At 72.7% G+C, this 14,496-nt stretch carries 12 protein-coding genes and 1 pseudogene; 6 read left to right on the top strand and 7 right to left on the bottom strand.

Annotation, left to right across the window (positions count from 1 at the left end):
• Positions 1-41: 41 nt before the first annotated feature.
• From moeZ to CHC05_RS43365, 5 genes and pseudogenes are all read right to left on the bottom strand, one after another.
• On the bottom strand, positions 42-1,289 hold the full coding sequence (gene moeZ, locus CHC05_RS03815; protein ID WP_425426705.1) for an adenylyltransferase/sulfurtransferase MoeZ: 1,248 nt from the start codon (positions 1,287-1,289) through the stop codon (positions 42-44).
• 42 nt (positions 1,290-1,331) lie between these two features.
• Positions 1,332-2,153 (bottom strand): DUF3152 domain-containing protein, encoded by an 822-nt coding sequence (locus CHC05_RS03810; RefSeq protein ID WP_245870649.1) that lies wholly within the window; start codon positions 2,151-2,153, stop codon positions 1,332-1,334.
• A 39-nt stretch (positions 2,154-2,192) separates the two neighbouring features.
• The gene (locus tag CHC05_RS03805) at positions 2,193-2,954 is read right to left on the bottom strand and encodes a DUF3152 domain-containing protein (protein WP_245870648.1); all 762 of its coding nucleotides are present in this window, start codon (positions 2,952-2,954) and stop codon (positions 2,193-2,195) included.
• 137 nt (positions 2,955-3,091) lie between these two features.
• A complete protein-coding gene (locus CHC05_RS03800; RefSeq protein ID WP_089244772.1) occupies positions 3,092-4,057 on the bottom strand; it encodes an alpha/beta fold hydrolase in 966 nt (321 codons plus the stop codon).
• A 31-nt stretch (positions 4,058-4,088) separates the two neighbouring features.
• A pseudogene (locus CHC05_RS43365) lies at positions 4,089-4,568 on the bottom strand (hypothetical protein); the annotation flags it as partial.
• Between the two features lie 3,128 nt (positions 4,569-7,696).
• On the opposite strand from CHC05_RS43365, the gene CHC05_RS03785 reads away from it, so the two are divergent.
• A complete protein-coding gene (locus CHC05_RS03785; protein ID WP_089244770.1) occupies positions 7,697-8,365 on the top strand; it encodes a TetR/AcrR family transcriptional regulator in 669 nt (222 codons plus the stop codon).
• A gap of 92 nt (positions 8,366-8,457) precedes the next feature.
• On the top strand, positions 8,458-8,682 hold the full coding sequence (locus CHC05_RS03780) for a DUF3107 domain-containing protein (RefSeq protein ID WP_089244768.1): 225 nt from the start codon (positions 8,458-8,460) through the stop codon (positions 8,680-8,682).
• Here CHC05_RS03780 and CHC05_RS03775 read toward each other — a convergent pair whose 3' ends face one another.
• Positions 8,683-9,354, bottom strand: a complete 672-nt coding sequence (locus CHC05_RS03775) for a ferritin-like fold-containing protein (RefSeq protein WP_245870647.1) — start codon at positions 9,352-9,354, stop codon at positions 8,683-8,685.
• 253 nt (positions 9,355-9,607) lie between these two features.
• Here CHC05_RS03775 and CHC05_RS03770 point away from each other — a divergent pair, with 253 nt between their 5' ends.
• Positions 9,608-11,269: a DEAD/DEAH box helicase gene (locus CHC05_RS03770; RefSeq protein WP_089244766.1), complete on the top strand. Its 1,662-nt coding sequence runs from the start codon at positions 9,608-9,610 to the stop codon at positions 11,267-11,269.
• A gap of 12 nt (positions 11,270-11,281) precedes the next feature.
• Here CHC05_RS03770 and CHC05_RS03765 read toward each other — a convergent pair whose 3' ends face one another.
• Positions 11,282-11,926, bottom strand: coding sequence for a biliverdin-producing heme oxygenase (locus CHC05_RS03765; protein ID WP_089244764.1), 645 nt, complete (start codon positions 11,924-11,926; stop codon positions 11,282-11,284).
• A 91-nt stretch (positions 11,927-12,017) separates the two neighbouring features.
• On the opposite strand from CHC05_RS03765, the gene CHC05_RS03760 reads away from it, so the two are divergent.
• From CHC05_RS03760 to CHC05_RS03750, 3 genes are all read left to right on the top strand, one after another.
• Entirely contained in the window at positions 12,018-13,007 is a 990-nt protein-coding gene (locus tag CHC05_RS03760; protein ID WP_245870646.1) for an MBL fold metallo-hydrolase, read from the top strand.
• Between the two features lie 2 nt (positions 13,008-13,009).
• A complete protein-coding gene (locus tag CHC05_RS03755) occupies positions 13,010-14,146 on the top strand; it encodes a class I SAM-dependent methyltransferase (RefSeq protein WP_089244762.1) in 1,137 nt (378 codons plus the stop codon).
• Between the two features lie 67 nt (positions 14,147-14,213).
• The coding region (locus CHC05_RS03750; protein ID WP_144022469.1) for a transposase at positions 14,214-14,496 on the top strand (283 nt) is incomplete at its 3' end.

Genomic DNA, 14,496 nt, shown 5'->3' with positions numbered 1-14,496 from the left:
CAGTCCTGCCGAACCGGCAGGACTGGCTTTTGTCGGTTTGCTCAGTAAGCGGGAAGGCTCGGGTCGATCTGCTTGATCCACGAGAGCACGCCGCCCTGGAGGTGCACGGCGTCCTTGAAGCCGGCCGCCTTCACCGCCGCCAGCGCCTCCGCGGAGCGGACGCCCGACTTGCAGTGCAGCACGATCTGCCGGTCCTGGGGCAGGTTGGCGAGGGCCTCACCGTTGAGGATGTCGCCCTTGGGGATCAGGGTCGAGCCCGGGATCCGGACGATCTCGTACTCCGCCGGCTCACGGACGTCGACCAGGAAGAAGTCCTTGCCGGCGTCCTGCCACTCCTTGAGCTCCCGCGCGGTGATCGTCGCGTCGAGCGTCGCCTCCTGCGCCTCGACGGAGACCGCGCCGCAGAAGTCGTCGTAGTCCTCCATCAGGTCGGTCAGCGTCGCGTTGGGGCCGCACAGCACGCAGTCCGGGTCCTTACGAACCTTGATCTTGCGGTACGACATCTCCAGCGCGTCGTAGACCGTCAGGCCACCGACCAGCGGCTCGCCGATCCCGGTCAGCAGCTTGATCGCCTCGGTCACCTGGATGGAGCCGATCGACGCGCAGAGCACGCCGAGCACGCCACCCTCGGCGCAGGACGGGACCATGCCGGGCGGCGGCGGCTCCGGGTAGAGGCAGCGGTAGCAGGGGCCGTGCTCGGCCCAAAACACCGACGCCTGGCCGTCGAAGCGGTAGATCGAGCCCCACACGTAGGGCTTGCCGAGCAGCACCGCGGCGTCGTTGACCATGTAGCGGGTGGCGAAGTTGTCGGTGCCGTCGACGATCAGGTCGTACTGGGAGAAGATCTCCTTGACGTTGTCGCGGTCGAGCGCCGTGTTGTGGATGACCACGTTCACCAGCGGGTTGATCTCGCGGACCGTGGCGGCGGCCGACTCGGCCTTGGGCTTGCCGATGTCGGACTGCCCGTGGATGATCTGCCGCTGCAGGTTGCTCTCGTCGACGGTGTCGAACTCGACGATGCCGAGCGTGCCGACCCCGGCCGCGGCGAGATACATCAGTGCCGGCGAGCCGAGGCCGCCGGCGCCGACACAGAGCACCCGGGCGTTCTTGAGCCGCTTCTGCCCCGTCACCCCGACGTCCGGGATGATCAGGTGGCGCGAGTAGCGGCGGATCTCGTCGACGGTGAGCTCGGCGGCGGGCTCGACGAGCGGGGGCAATGACACGGTGGGTCTCCCCGGGTATCTGGTCGGATCGATGGGGTGGTGCCGAGCAATTGTTGCTCGGGACACGCCTGGGTGCCATGACACGCGCCACGTCCTCTTGACGGCGGGTCAGGGAATAGGCGGGCCCGCGTAGCGCCGGCCGCCGACGTAGGGCCAGCCGTTGGGCAGGCAGCCCTGCATCCCGTACGTCTGCTGCTGCATCACCGGCGCCGCCGCGCCGGGTTTCGGGCACGCCTCGTGCTGGTGGCCAAGCTGGTGGCCGACCTCGTGGTTGACCGCGTACGCCTGGTACTCACCGAGCGGCGCCTCGAACCACGGCACGGCGCTGACCCAGCGGTCGGCGTTGATGACCACCTGGTCGCCGAGCTGGCACGAGGTGAACCGCTCGGTGTCCAGGCCGCCCTCCGCGCACATCCGCTCCGAGGTGCCCGCGCTGGCCAGATAGATCGTGAAGTCGGCGGGCTGGTCGGCACCGACCCGGCGGAGCCGCAGCTTGCCGTCGGCGATCCAGCTGCGCTTGTCGCCGAGGATGGTGTCGACGGAGGCGACGAACGGCGCCAGGTCCAGGTTGATGCTCTTCTCCACCGCGACGTGGAACCGGCGCAGGTCGGTGCCGCGGCCGAGGGTGCGGCCGGTGCTCCGCTCGGTGCTGAACACCCCGGGTCCGTCGGGCGCCGGCCCGGCATTGTTCGACGCGGTCGGCGCCGCGAAGGGCCCGATCTTCCCGGGTACGGGCGAAGCGGCCTGGGTCTGGCTCGGCTGGGGTGCCGCGTCGGGCGAGCGGCGAGCGTGGTTGACCGCCATCAGCAGGGCGGCGGAGGCGATCAGCGCGAGGCCGAGCGCCAGCAGGCCGCGATAGCGGTCAGGTCGCGGTGGGGGTTCGGGCGTGCGCGGTGCGGGAAGTCGGTGGCCGGATAACGGCGTCGCCATGAACCAACACGATGCCAGGTCATTTCGGACATTGCGCGCTTATTGGTTAGCTGGCGGGCCGGTGTTGAGCTTTCCGTTGACGTACGGAAAGGGATTCGGCTTGCAGCCGTTGAGTCCCAGGGTCTGCGTCATCATCACCGGAGCCGGCTTGCCCTGGCCCGGGCACGACACGTGGTGGTTGCCGAGCTCGTGCCCGGTCTCGTGGTTGGCCACGTAGGTGCGGTAGACCGACAGCGGGATCTTCGCCCCGATGAACTCGGGAACGGACGTGTTCCACCGGTCGAGGTTGATGATCACTTTTCCGACGGTCCGGCACGAGGTGTACGGTTCGCCGTCCACGTTGGTGTTCGTGCCGCCGCGGGCACACATGTCGTGCGAGGTGCCGGCGGTGGCCAGGTAGACGGTGAAGCTGTAGTCCTCGCCCTCGGCGACCCGCTGCAGCCGGAGCTTGCCGCTCGCGATCCAGCTCCGCTTGTCACTCAGGGCGGCGTCGACCTGGTCGCCGAACGCCTCGATGTCTTCCTTGGAGCCGTTCTCCACCGCGATCCGGTAGCGGCGCAACGTGCCGGACGTGCCGGCGACCTTCCCGGTGGTCTGGCCGTAGCTGAAGGTGTTCTCGCCGCGCCGCGGCGGTGTGCCCTTCAACCGGTAGACCGGAGGCGGTGCCTTGGTCGGGGTGACGGACGCCGATGCGGAGGGCGACCCGGTGCCGGCGGGGCTCGACGGCAGCGACTGGGCGGCCGAGTCCGTCTGGCCGGCGCGCAGGGGCAGACCGAAGATCATCAAGCCGATGCCGACCACGAGCGACAGCCCGGCGACAATGAGTACACGGGCGGGACCGCGACTGCGGCGCGACCGTCGATTGCGGGACCGGCCACGAGGTCGGGGGTGCCTCGCGTTGATCATGCTGGGCCTTAGCCTGCCACATGACGACCCGATCAGGTGACCCCGGCCTGCTCCCGCTCGTATTCGTCGAGCAGCGCGACCACGCCGCGGGCGACGATCCGGGGCACTTCCATCTGCGCGACGTGACCGACGCCGTCGAGGATCAGCAGTCGGCTGTCGGGGATGACCTTGGCCACCTGCGGCGCCACCCGGATGTCGACCAGCCGATCCTGGCGGCCGCCGACGACCAGCGTCGGCGCGGTGATCTGCGACGCGATCTTCCACATCGAGTTGGCGCCGGGCAGGTACGCCCGCAGGAAGCTGCTGACCAGGCCGCGCAGGGAACGCACGTACGCGTCGGCGTAGTGCGCGGCCTCGTAGCGAATCTTGATCTCCTCGACCGCCTCCTGGCGGCGCTGGTCGCTGACCCGGCTGACGTCGTTGAAGCACGCCTCGATGACCTGCGCGGCCAGCTCCTCCGGTGCGTAGCGGCCCATCATCCAGGCGGCCAGCCGGTCGGCCCGCGGCAGCGCGAGCAGCGGGACCACCGGGCCCTGCAGCGAGCGCCGCGGGTCGAGGAAGGGCATCGCCGGAGAGATCAGGGTCAGCGTGCGGACCAGGTCGGGGCGCAGGCCGGCGACCCGGACGACCACCGCGCCGCCCAGCGAGTTGCCGAACAGGTGCACCGGACCGCGCTCGGCGACCTCGATGAGCCGGATCATGCGATCGGCGAACGCCTTGATCGTGTATTGCTTCGCCGGGCCGCTGCGGCCGAAGCCGGGCAGGTCGATCGCCTGGCCGTCGAGCCGGTCCGAGAGCAGGCCCGCGAGGTCTGTCCAGTTCTGCGAGGATCCGCCCAGGCCGTGCACGTAAAGCGCTGGTTGCGCCGCCGTGGTGGTGCCCGGGGTGTCTCGCACGAACGTCTGCTCGCCGTCGATCAGCGCCATCCGACCGGGCCACGGCGGCGGCATCCGGTCGGGCCCGAAGGCCTCGTCGGCGCCGAGCAGAGCGCGCTTCATGAATTTATTGTGCCCGGATCGGGCCCCGGTTTCAGTCGGAGAGCAGCGCTTCCAGACGACGATTTACGGCGGCGAGTGTCGCACGTACGACAGCTTGCCGTGGATCGCCTGAAACCAGCGCAGAGCCGGCAAGCTGCTCGACCCACCCACCACACACGAGGAACACGACCACCACGGCGACCTCGCAGTTGCCGAACGGGACGACCGCCGCGTGCTCGACGAAACACCGGCCGCGGTCGTCCGCCCGGGAGGCGGTGCGCAGCAGCTCGTCGATGGCCGTCGCGGCGGAGACCGCGCAGAGCCGCAGCACGTAGCCGTCGACGGCCGGGCCGGTGGCTAGCCCGTTGGCGATCTGTTTGCCCGCGGCCAGGCGGGTCTCCACAGTGGCGTCCAACCCGAACGTGCTGACCTGCACGTGGTCGATCACCACGCGCGGGCCGGGCTCGGCACCCGGGTTCAGCGGCCGGGACGGCGCCGACTCGGTGGTGGTGATCTGGCCGCCCGAGTACGCCGTCGCGGCGGCCATCACCGGATGACCCCCGACGCTGCCGATGATGCCGGCGGCGCTGCCCAACTCCGGGAACGAGCCCGACGCCGGCTGGTCGGAGCCGGTGCGGGGGTCGGTCTCCCGGGTGCCGCCGTAGAGGTGGCCCCGTTCGGCGCTGTCGGTCGCCGCCTCGGTGCGCTTTGGTGGAGCCGGCTCGGTGCGCTTTGGTGCCGTCGCCTCGGTGCGCTGCGGCAGGCCGGTTGCCGGGCGGTGGGCCGCCGGCTCGGTGCGCCGCGGCGGCCCGGATGCCGGTGCCGCGGACACGGGCGCGGTCGACGCGGCGGCGGCCGCCGCCGCTCGCTCGGCCAGGTCGCGGGTGTCCACTCCGGACTGCGCGCCGACGTGGGCCCGACCGCGGGGCGTGCTCTGTTCCGGCTCGGTCGGCGGCTCGAAGCCGGGCGGTGCGGGCGCCGGCGACGCCGCGGGCTGGTCGGCCGCGCGGGGTGCGGGCCGCGTGGCCTCGGCCGGCCGCGGCTTGGTCGCCTCGGCTGGCCGCGGCTTGGTCGTCTCGGTCGGGCGCGGGGCCGGCCGGATCACGTCGGCGGGACGCGGCGCCGGCCGGATCGCCTCGGGCGGGCGCGGTGCCTGGCGCGCGGCCTCGGTCGGGCGGGGCGCCGGCCGCATGGCTTCCGGCAGCGGCGGTGGCGGCATATATCCGCCCGTGCTGCTGAAGCCGGTCGGAGGGGTGTCGCCGCCGAGCGGCGCCTCCGGCGGCGGTGCCATGCCGGGCAGGTTCTGCGGCGCGGCGGCGAGTCCCATCCGCTCCTGGAGCAGCCGGGCCACGTGCCGGCTCACGTCGGCCGCGTCGGCGCCGTCGGCCAGGTCGAGGCGGAGGCTGTGGGCGCCGGCCGGCGTCTGGCGCAGCGAGGCGCCCTTCACGCCGGAGACGCCGCGCACGGCGTCGAGGATCGCGTCGACGTCGAAGCCGTCCGGACGCTCCCGCTCCTCGGGCAGGTCGGGCCGCCGCAGATGGGTGGCGATCCGGGCCAGTTGCGGCGGATCCGCCGGCGCGTCCGAGGGCGGCTCCGGCACGGTCGGCACGTCGGGTTCGGCCGGCACGCGCTGCGGCAGGCCGGACAGCTCGTCGATCATGTCGTCGACCACGGACCGCGGCGGAGTCGCCGGGCGGTCGATGGGCCGCTGGCGCAACGGGTTGGGCGGCTCGTCGCCGGGCGCGCCGTTGGTGCTGGCTGGCGCGCCGTTGGTGGGCTCGCCGTGAGCCCGCTCCACGGCGAAGCCGCTGGCCGCTCGGGTGCCTTGGTCGCCCGGGAACCCCCGGGCGAAGCCACCCTCGTCGTCAGCCGGGTCGGCACCGCCGAAGCCACGCCGGACGCCGTCGCCGGCAGGGAAGCCACTCTGGTGCTCGCCGGCGGGTGGCCCGCTGGTCGGCTCGCCGTGGAGGCCCCGCTGGGCCGGGCCGCTCAGCCGCTCGGGCGGCACCGCTTCGTCGCCGATGGGGTCGCCGTTGCGGCTCGCGAGCCGCAGCGGCGGACGGGCCGGGCCGTCGTCGCGCGGGCCCGTGTCGGCGGCCGGGGACACCGGTGCCGGCGGCACGGCGGCGGCGCGGCGGCCGGACAGGTCGGTCGGGCGGTCGGCTCCCGCCGGTGCGCCACGGTCGCCGCCAGGGAACGCACCGGTCGACGGCGTGGCCTGCGGCACGGCGGGCGGCCCGTCACCGCCCGGGAACGCGCGGGTCAGCCGGCTGGGTGAGACCGGCGGTTCGGCCTGCTCGCCGGCCGGGAAGCTGCGGCTCAGCCCGGCCGAGCGCCGGTCGACGACGGGGAAACTGCCCGACGCGGTGCGTTCGACGCGGGCCGGCCCGGTCTCGTCGCCGGCCGGCTCGGCGGTCGGGCGTCGCTCGGGGTTGGGTGCCACCGTCGGGTGGCTGCCGGTGACGAACCGCGCCTCGTCACCGGACGGCGCCTCACCGCCGCGGATGTAGCCGGGCAGCGTGTTGCGCTGCGGCGGCGGCGCGGGCGGAGTGAAGCCACGTCGGCTGGGCAGGGCGGTCTCGTCGGGCATCGACGCGGCCGGCTGGTCGGGACGCGGGGCGGGCACCTGGAGGCGACCGGCGGGCGACGTCGGCGCGGGTGGCGCCGGTGACCAGGGCCATTCCGGCGCCCAGTCAGGGCCGGCGGCCGGTGCCGGGCCGGCGGCGCTGGGCCGGAACCCGGCCGGATAGGGGTCGGCCTCCGTCGGCGTGCCGGGCGGGGCGTTGTCCGTCGACGCACCGGCCGCGACCGCACCGATGGGCGGGAAGCCCCCGGTGGCCTGGTTGGTGTCGCCGGGAGGACGGATCGGCCGAACCTGCGGCGCACCGCCGTCGGCGGGCTGGCCGTCGCCGGCAGGACGGGGCGGCTCGTCCTGACGCGGCCGGAACCGCACGGGTGGCGGCGCGGACTCGTCGAACCGCGGCGGCGCGGGCGGGAACGGCACGGCGAACGGCCCCACGGCGCCGGGCGCCGGTGGTGCGGGTGGCGCGATTTCGGGCGTGGCTCCGTCGGCCGGGGCCGGAGCCCAGCCGGGCGCCCACGGTGACGGCGGCTCGGGCAGGGCTTCGTCGGCGCCCGGCGGCGGCGCCCAGCCGCGCCAGTCGGGATCGCCGCCGGCGGCCTGCGGCGGAGCAGCGGCGGGCCACTGCGGCTGCTCGTCGCCGTGCGCCTGGGTGGGTATCGAGGACTGCGCCGCGTCTTCCAGGTCACCCTCGTAGGGATAGGGCGGTGCGCTGGCGGAATGTGCCTCGGAAGAGCCGTTGACCTGCTGCCGGGGCTGCCTGGAGGCGGGCACGATCGGCGTCAGCAGGTTGGCGTAACGAGACCTGTGCCACGCGGACCGCGTGCCGGAGTCACGGTCGCGGTCGGCCCAGGCGTCGGGGTCGCGAGAGGCCGGCGGGTTGCCCCCGCCGCCGCCCGGTGCGTCGCCGGGTTGACCTGAATCATCCACCGTGCACTCCTCGGTCGCCCTCGCTGAGGCTACCGTGTGGGCACGGTCGCGATAAGTTGCAATCGCGGTCCATTTCACCGACCGATGCGACAGGCACCGATCGGATGTGTCATCCGCGGTCGATGGATCTGGGATTTCGGAGGTAAACCATGGTGGCGGCTTCGGGCGATGCCCAGCCGGACGGACGGCCGACCCGGCTGCCCCGGTCGGCGCGCCGAAAGCAGCTGCTCGCGGCGGCCCAGGAGGTCTTCGTCGCGCAGGGCTACCACGCGGCGGCGATGGACGACATCGCCGAGCGGGCCGGTGTCTCCAAGCCCGTGCTCTACCAGCACTTTCCCGGCAAGCTGGAGCTCTACCTGGCGCTGCTCGACAAGCACTGCGACGCGATCGTGGCGCATGTGCAGGCAGCGATGGAGGCGACGAGCGACAACAAGGAACGCGTACGCGGTGCGGTCGAGGCCTATTTCGACTTCGTCGACCACGAGAGTGAGGCGTTCCGGCTGGTCTTCGAGTCCGACCTGCGCAACGAGCCGGCCGTCCGGGAGCGGGTCGAGCGGGTCGAGCGGGGCTGCATCGCGGCCATCACCGACACGATCATCTCGGACACCGGCGTGAGCAAGTCCCGCGCCGAGCTGCTCGCCTCGGGCCTGGTCGGCGCCGCGGAGACGGCCGCGCAGTTCTGGCTGGCCGGCGGCCGCCAGGTGCCCAAGGCCGAGGCCGAGTCGCTGCTCGCGGCCCTCTCCTGGCGGGGCATCGCGAGCTTCCCGCTGCAGGGCGAACCCCAGGAAGGTGCCTGGGCGGAAGGCGAACCGGTCTGACACGCAAGCCGCCGTCGTCGTTCACCCCACGGATCGGATAGCCTTCGCAGCGGTGCCGGTATCGACCGCGCACCACGACGAGGAGGGCTTCCGTGGAGGTCAAGATCGGCGTGCAGTACGCGCCGCGCGAGCTGGTCATCGAGAGCTCGCAGTCGCCCGCCGAGGTGGAGAAGAGCGTCACCGAGGCGATCGCGAGCGAGGGCACGCTGTCCCTGGTCGACGAGAAGGGCCGCCGGGTCATCATCCCGGTGAGCAAGCTGGCCTACGTCGAGATCGCCGAGGCGACCCGCGGCACGGTCGGCTTCACCGCCCGCTAGCTAGTTGTTGAGGCCCAGTGCCGTCATTCGGGCGGTGTGGGCGTTGGTGATGCGGCGGAACAGGGCCTGGACCGCGGCCTGGTCGCCGCCGCTCGTGACGATCAAGGTGGTCAGGGCCGCTCGCTGGCCCGCCACCTTTGTCGCCTGGGAGTAGACCTCGCCGACCAGGCGCCGGGCCCACATCGAGAGGCGGGCGCGGGTCGCCGGGTCGGCCTCGATGGCCGTGCGGATCTCGTTGACCGCGAACTCGTCGTAGCGCTGGTCGTGGATGACGTCGAGGACCAGCTGCCGGTCGGGCTCCTCGATCAGCTTGGCCATCTCGTGGAAGAAGTCGTCGGCCACGCCGTCGCCCACGTGGGCCTTGGTCAGCGCCTCCAGCCAGTCCTTGGGCTCCGTCGAGTCGTGGTACGCCTGCAACACGCCCACGTAGGGGGTCATCGCCACTTCCGGGTCGGCGCCGATCTCGGTGAGCCGGGCGGCCAGGCGGCCGTAGTTGGCGATCTCCACAGCGGCCATCTCGCTCAGCGCGGCACGGCGGCGCAGGTCGGGGGCGAGCCGGGCATCGGCCGCCATCCGCTCGAAGGCGGACAACTCGCCGTAGGCCACCATGCCGAGCAGGTCGACCAGCGCCTCGGTCGTCAGCGCATCCTTGTCAGCCAGCTCAGGAGTCACGCCCGCAGGTTACTCCCGCCACCTGATCGGCGAGAGCTGCGCCACACGACGAGGCCCAGCTGGCGCATCCGCCTCACGTTCGGCACCGTCACGAGGTCAATCCGGTAACATGGTCACGTTAGCCGTGGGCGGGTTGATCCCCACGGCACGCGTGTGCGGCCCGCGACTCACCTCGCGTGTGGCCCGCGCGATATCCGATATCGCGCCCTACGACACGACGGGGCGCACCACGAGAGGGCACCCCGAACACCACATGAGTGAACTAATCGAACCCACGGGCGACGCGCTCGTACCCGACGCGCCGGTCCGAAAAGACTCCCCCACCTTCGCCGAGCTTGGCGCCCGCCCCGAGACCGTCGAGGCCCTCGCCGCCGCCGGCATCACCAACTCGTTCGCCATCCAGGAATACGCGATCCCGATCGGGATGCGTGGTACCGACCTGATCGGCCAGGCCCCCACCGGCACCGGCAAGACGCTCGGCTTCGGCGTGCCCCTGCTCGAGCGGGTCTTCGCACCCGGCGAGGGCTCCGACGGCGTCCCGCAGGCACTGGTCGTCGTACCCACCCGTGAGCTCGGCCTCCAGGTGGCCAAGGACCTCGCCGCCGCCGGGCGTACGCGTGGTGTCCGGGTCCTGCCGATCTACGGCGGTGTCGCCTACGAGCCGCAGATCGAGGCGCTCAAGAGCGGTGTCGAGATCCTGGTCGGCACGCCCGGCCGCCTGCTCGACCTGGCCAAGCAGAAGCAGGTCCGGCTCGACCGGGTGCACGCGCTGGTGCTCGACGAGGCCGACCGGATGCTCGACCTGGGCTTCCTCGACGACGTCGAGAAGATCCTGGCGATGCTGCCCGAGGACCGGCAGACGATGCTGTTCTCGGCCACCATGCCGGACCCGATCGTCGCGCTGTCCCGCCGCTTCCTGCGCCACCCGGTCACGATCCACGCCGGGCACACGGCCGAGACCGGTCCGTCGCCGCAGACCCAGCAGCTGGTCTACCGCACCCACTCGCTCAACAAGGTCGAGGTCGTCGCGCGCATCCTCCAGGCGGAGGGCCGCGGCCTGACCATGATCTTCACCCGCACCAAGCGGGCCGCCGACCGGCTCGCCGAGGACCTCGACTTCCGCGGCTTCGCGGTCGCCGCGGTGCACGGCGACCTGGGCCAGGGAGCGCGCGAGCGGGCGCTGCGGGCGTTCCGGGCGGGCAAGATCGACATCTTGGTGGCCACCGACGTAGCGGCCCGCGGGCTCGACGTCTCGGGCGTCACCCACGTGATCAACTACGACTGCCCGGAAGACCAGGACACCTACACCCACCGCATCGGCCGCACGGGCCGCGCCGGCGCGACCGGCGTCGCGGTCACGTTCGTCGACTGGGACGACATGCCGCGCTGGCGGATCATCGACAAGACCCTAGGCCTGGACATGCCGGAGCCCCGCGAGACCTACCACACGTCGGCGTGGCTCTACGAGGAGCTGGCGATCCCGACCGACGTCACCGGCACGCTGCCGACCGCCGAGCGCAAGCGGGCTGGTCTGGCCGCGGAGAAGGAAGAGGACCTGGGCGGCGGCCGCCGTCGGGGTCCGGCTTCGCGCGCCGAACGCCCGGCCCGCACCCGGTCCCGCCGCCGCGGGGGTACGCGCGACGGTGCCGAACCGGCGACCTCGGACGCGGACCAGCCCGGCGCGGCCGACGACACCGAGTCGTCGACGCCGAGCACCCGCCGCCCGCGCCGACGCCGCCGGGCGGGCGAGGTCGTGGCCGGCGAGGCCGCCGCGACCGAGCCGACCGGCGCCGAGTCGACCGTCGTAGCGGTGGCCGACTCCGACGGCGAAGCACCGGCCAAGCCGCGCACCCGCCGCCGTCGCCGCTCCCGCGGCGCGGGCGGCACCACCGCGGCACCTACCGAAGCGTCCTAAGAGGAAAAACCGCTAAACAACCGCCAGGTCTTCGAAGACCTGGCGGTTGTGCGTGAAGGCGCGTTTCGCCTCGTCGATGAAGCGCGCCTGTTCGTCGGCCGACCACGGTGCGGCGTCGAGCAGCTCGCGATAGCGCCGCTTGACCGCACCGGCGGCCACGCCCGGGAACTCGTAGAAGCACGTGCCGGCCGCGCCCACGCCGTACGCCTGCCGCAGGGCGCGTTTGACCATCTGCCCGCCCGACAGGTCACCCAGGTAGCGCGTGTAGTGGTGCGCCACGAACGCCGGCGGGTCCACGAACGCGACCGAGCGCAGCCGGGCCAGGTAGGCGCGGGTGGCCGGCAGCGGGGTGATCTCCGAGCGCCAGGCCGGCCCGCGCAGGTGGTGCAGGTCGGCGCCGAGCGCCGGCACCCGGTCGAGCCCGAAGGCCACGAAGTCGCCGGCCACCGGATCGGCGCGCATCGCCGACGCGGCCCGCTCGAGCGTCTCGTAGATGAAGTAGTGCTGGGTGACCAGCCGCGCGTACGCCGCGACGTCCAACCGCCCCGCCATCAGGTCGCCCACGAACGGCGTGGTCTCCGCCGCCTCGTGGTCAGCGCGGGTCAGGGAGCGGACCCGCGCCGCGAGGCCCAGTTCCGTGTCGGCTGCGTTGACCATGTTTGACCTCCCGCACCCGGCCGTGGGTAGTGCCGTGAGCTTAGGCGACCCTTACTTGACGGTCCAGTGGTGTCGCGCGGACGGTGGGTAAGTGTTCGATCCCAGCCGCGTACGCCGCCGCATCGAGGACGCACGCCGAAACCATGACGGTCGACAGTGGCCGCCGACCTTCGCGGACCGGCTGACCGCACCGCTGCCCGGCGTCGGCGACATCGCAAGGATGATGCGCGAGAGGCGCCCGAGCGCCGCCGACCGGGACCGCGCCGGCAAAGCCATCCCGCAGGAACCGCAGGCCACCTTGCCACCGGCCGAACCGGGAACCACGGCCGTCACCTGGGTCGGGCATGCCAGCTTCGTGCTGCAAACGGGCGGCCTCACGGTGCTGACCGACCCCGTCTGGGCACAGCGGATCCCGCCGTTCATCGCCCGCTACACCTCGCCGGGCGTGGCCTGGGCGGGGCTGCCCCCGGTCGACGCGGTGCTGATCTCCCACAACCACTACGACCACCTGGACGCGCCGACCATCGAACGGCTGCCCCGGTCGACGCCGATGCTCGTACCCGCGAACCTGGCCTGGTGGTTTCGTCGCCGCGGGTTCGCGGACGTCACCGAGCGGGACTGGTGGGAGTCCCGGCGGATCGGCCCGGTGGAGTTCACCTTCGTGCCGGCGCACCACTGGAGCCGCCGGAGCCTGGCCGACACCAACAAGAGCCTCTGGGGCGGCTGGGTGCTGACCACCGACCGGGGGCCGAAGATCTACTTCGCCGGTGACACCGGCTACGGCGCGCGGTTCGCCGAGATCGCCGGCCGCTTCCCCGACCTCGACCTGGCCCTGCTGCCGATCGGCGCGTACGAGCCGCGCTGGTTCATGCGCAACCAGCACCTGAACCCGGAGGACGCGGTCCAGGCCGCCGAAGACCTGGGTGTCCGGAAGGTCGCGGGAATGCACTGGGGCACCTTCCCGCTCAGCAGCGAGCCCCTGCTGGAGCCGCCCGAGCGACTGCGCGCCGCGTGGACGGCCGCCGGCCGTGACCTCGCCGACCTCTGGGAGCTGTCGATCGGCGGAACGCGGACAATGTAGGTATGCCCGAAGACCTGACCGCCGTCCTCGCCGAGGTACGCGACCTGCTGCTCGACCCCGGCCTGACCCGAGCGGTCGCGGCCGGCCGGCGGCGCGGCGCGACCCCGTCGGTGGTCCGGGCCGAGCTGCGACCGGTCGCGCTCAAGGCCGGCCGGCGCCTCCAGATCGTCACCAGCGACGGCACCCGCCCGCACACCACCAACGTGGCACCCGGCCCGGACGCGGAGGCCGCGGTCGACGCCCTGCTCACGGAGCCGTTCGGCAACTGGCACGTCGAGAGCGCGGGCGCGACCGTGCAGGTCCGGGTGACCAAGAAGGGCGACGCCCAGGTGCACCGGCAGGCCACCGACGAGCCAACCGGCAAACCCGAGGCCCATGACCGGGTACGCGAGCACCTGCTCGACCCGGGCGACCCGCTGTGGGAGGTGATCGGCGGCACGGCGGCCAAGCGGCGCCAGGTCGACGCGTTCCTGCGGGCGCTGGCCGCGACGTTGCCCGCCGACGGGCTGCCGGCCCCGCTGCGGGTGGTCGACCTGGGTTGCGGCAACGCCTACCTGACGTTCGCCGCGTTCCGCTGGCTGACCTCGGTGCGCGGGCTCGACGTCGAGATGGTCGGCGTCGACGTGCGCGCGGACCAGCGGGAGCGGAACACCGCGTTGGCCGAGCGGCTGGGCTACGGCGAGCGGCTGCGGTTCGTCGCGGGCAGCATCCTGGACGCCGAGGTCGCGCCCGCCCCCGACCTGGTGCTCGCGCTGCACGCCTGCGACACCGCGACCGACGAGGCCCTGCACCGCGCCGTCGGCTGGGGCGCCGAGTGGATCCTCGCCGCGCCCTGCTGCCACCACGACATCGCCGCGCAGTTGCGCAAGCAGACCGCGCCCGGCCCGTACCACCTGATCACCGGGCAGGGGATCCTGCGGGAGCGCTTCGCGGACGTGCTGACCGACTCGCTGCGGGCGGAGCTGCTCCGCTCGCGGGGCTACCGGGTCGACGTGACCGAGTTCATAGACTCCGCGCACACACCGCGAAACCTGCTGCTGCGGGCACGCCGAACCGGCCAGCCGGGCCCCCGCACCGAGTACGACGAGCTCGTCACGACCTGGCAGGTGCGGCCCCGGCTGGCCGAGCTGCTGGGCTAGTAGGGCTTTGTCACCCTTCGAGTGGCTGATGGTGACGGGTTCGGGTTGATGTTGGTGTCGTCGAGGAATGGACACTGCGCAGGTACGACGGCTCGGCGATGATCTGGCGGAGTATGTCGGGGATGTGTTCGCGTCGCTGAGATACGCGGGTTGGCAGGACCGGGCCGGGCATTATCTGCGTGGCCTGATGCTCGATGGTCGGCGTAAGTCGATCCAGCCGATGGCGGCCCGGTTGCGCGGGCCACACGAGCAGGCGTTGAACCATTTCGTCACGAACAGCCCGTGGGACGTGACGCCGGTGCGCCGCAGGATCGCCGAACGCATGAACGAGGCGTTGGATGATGCGGCCT

This window comes from Asanoa hainanensis, assembly GCF_900188485.1.
Taxonomy (GTDB): domain Bacteria; phylum Actinomycetota; class Actinomycetes; order Mycobacteriales; family Micromonosporaceae; genus Asanoa; species Asanoa hainanensis.
This window is presented reverse-complemented; position numbering and strand designations above follow the sequence as displayed.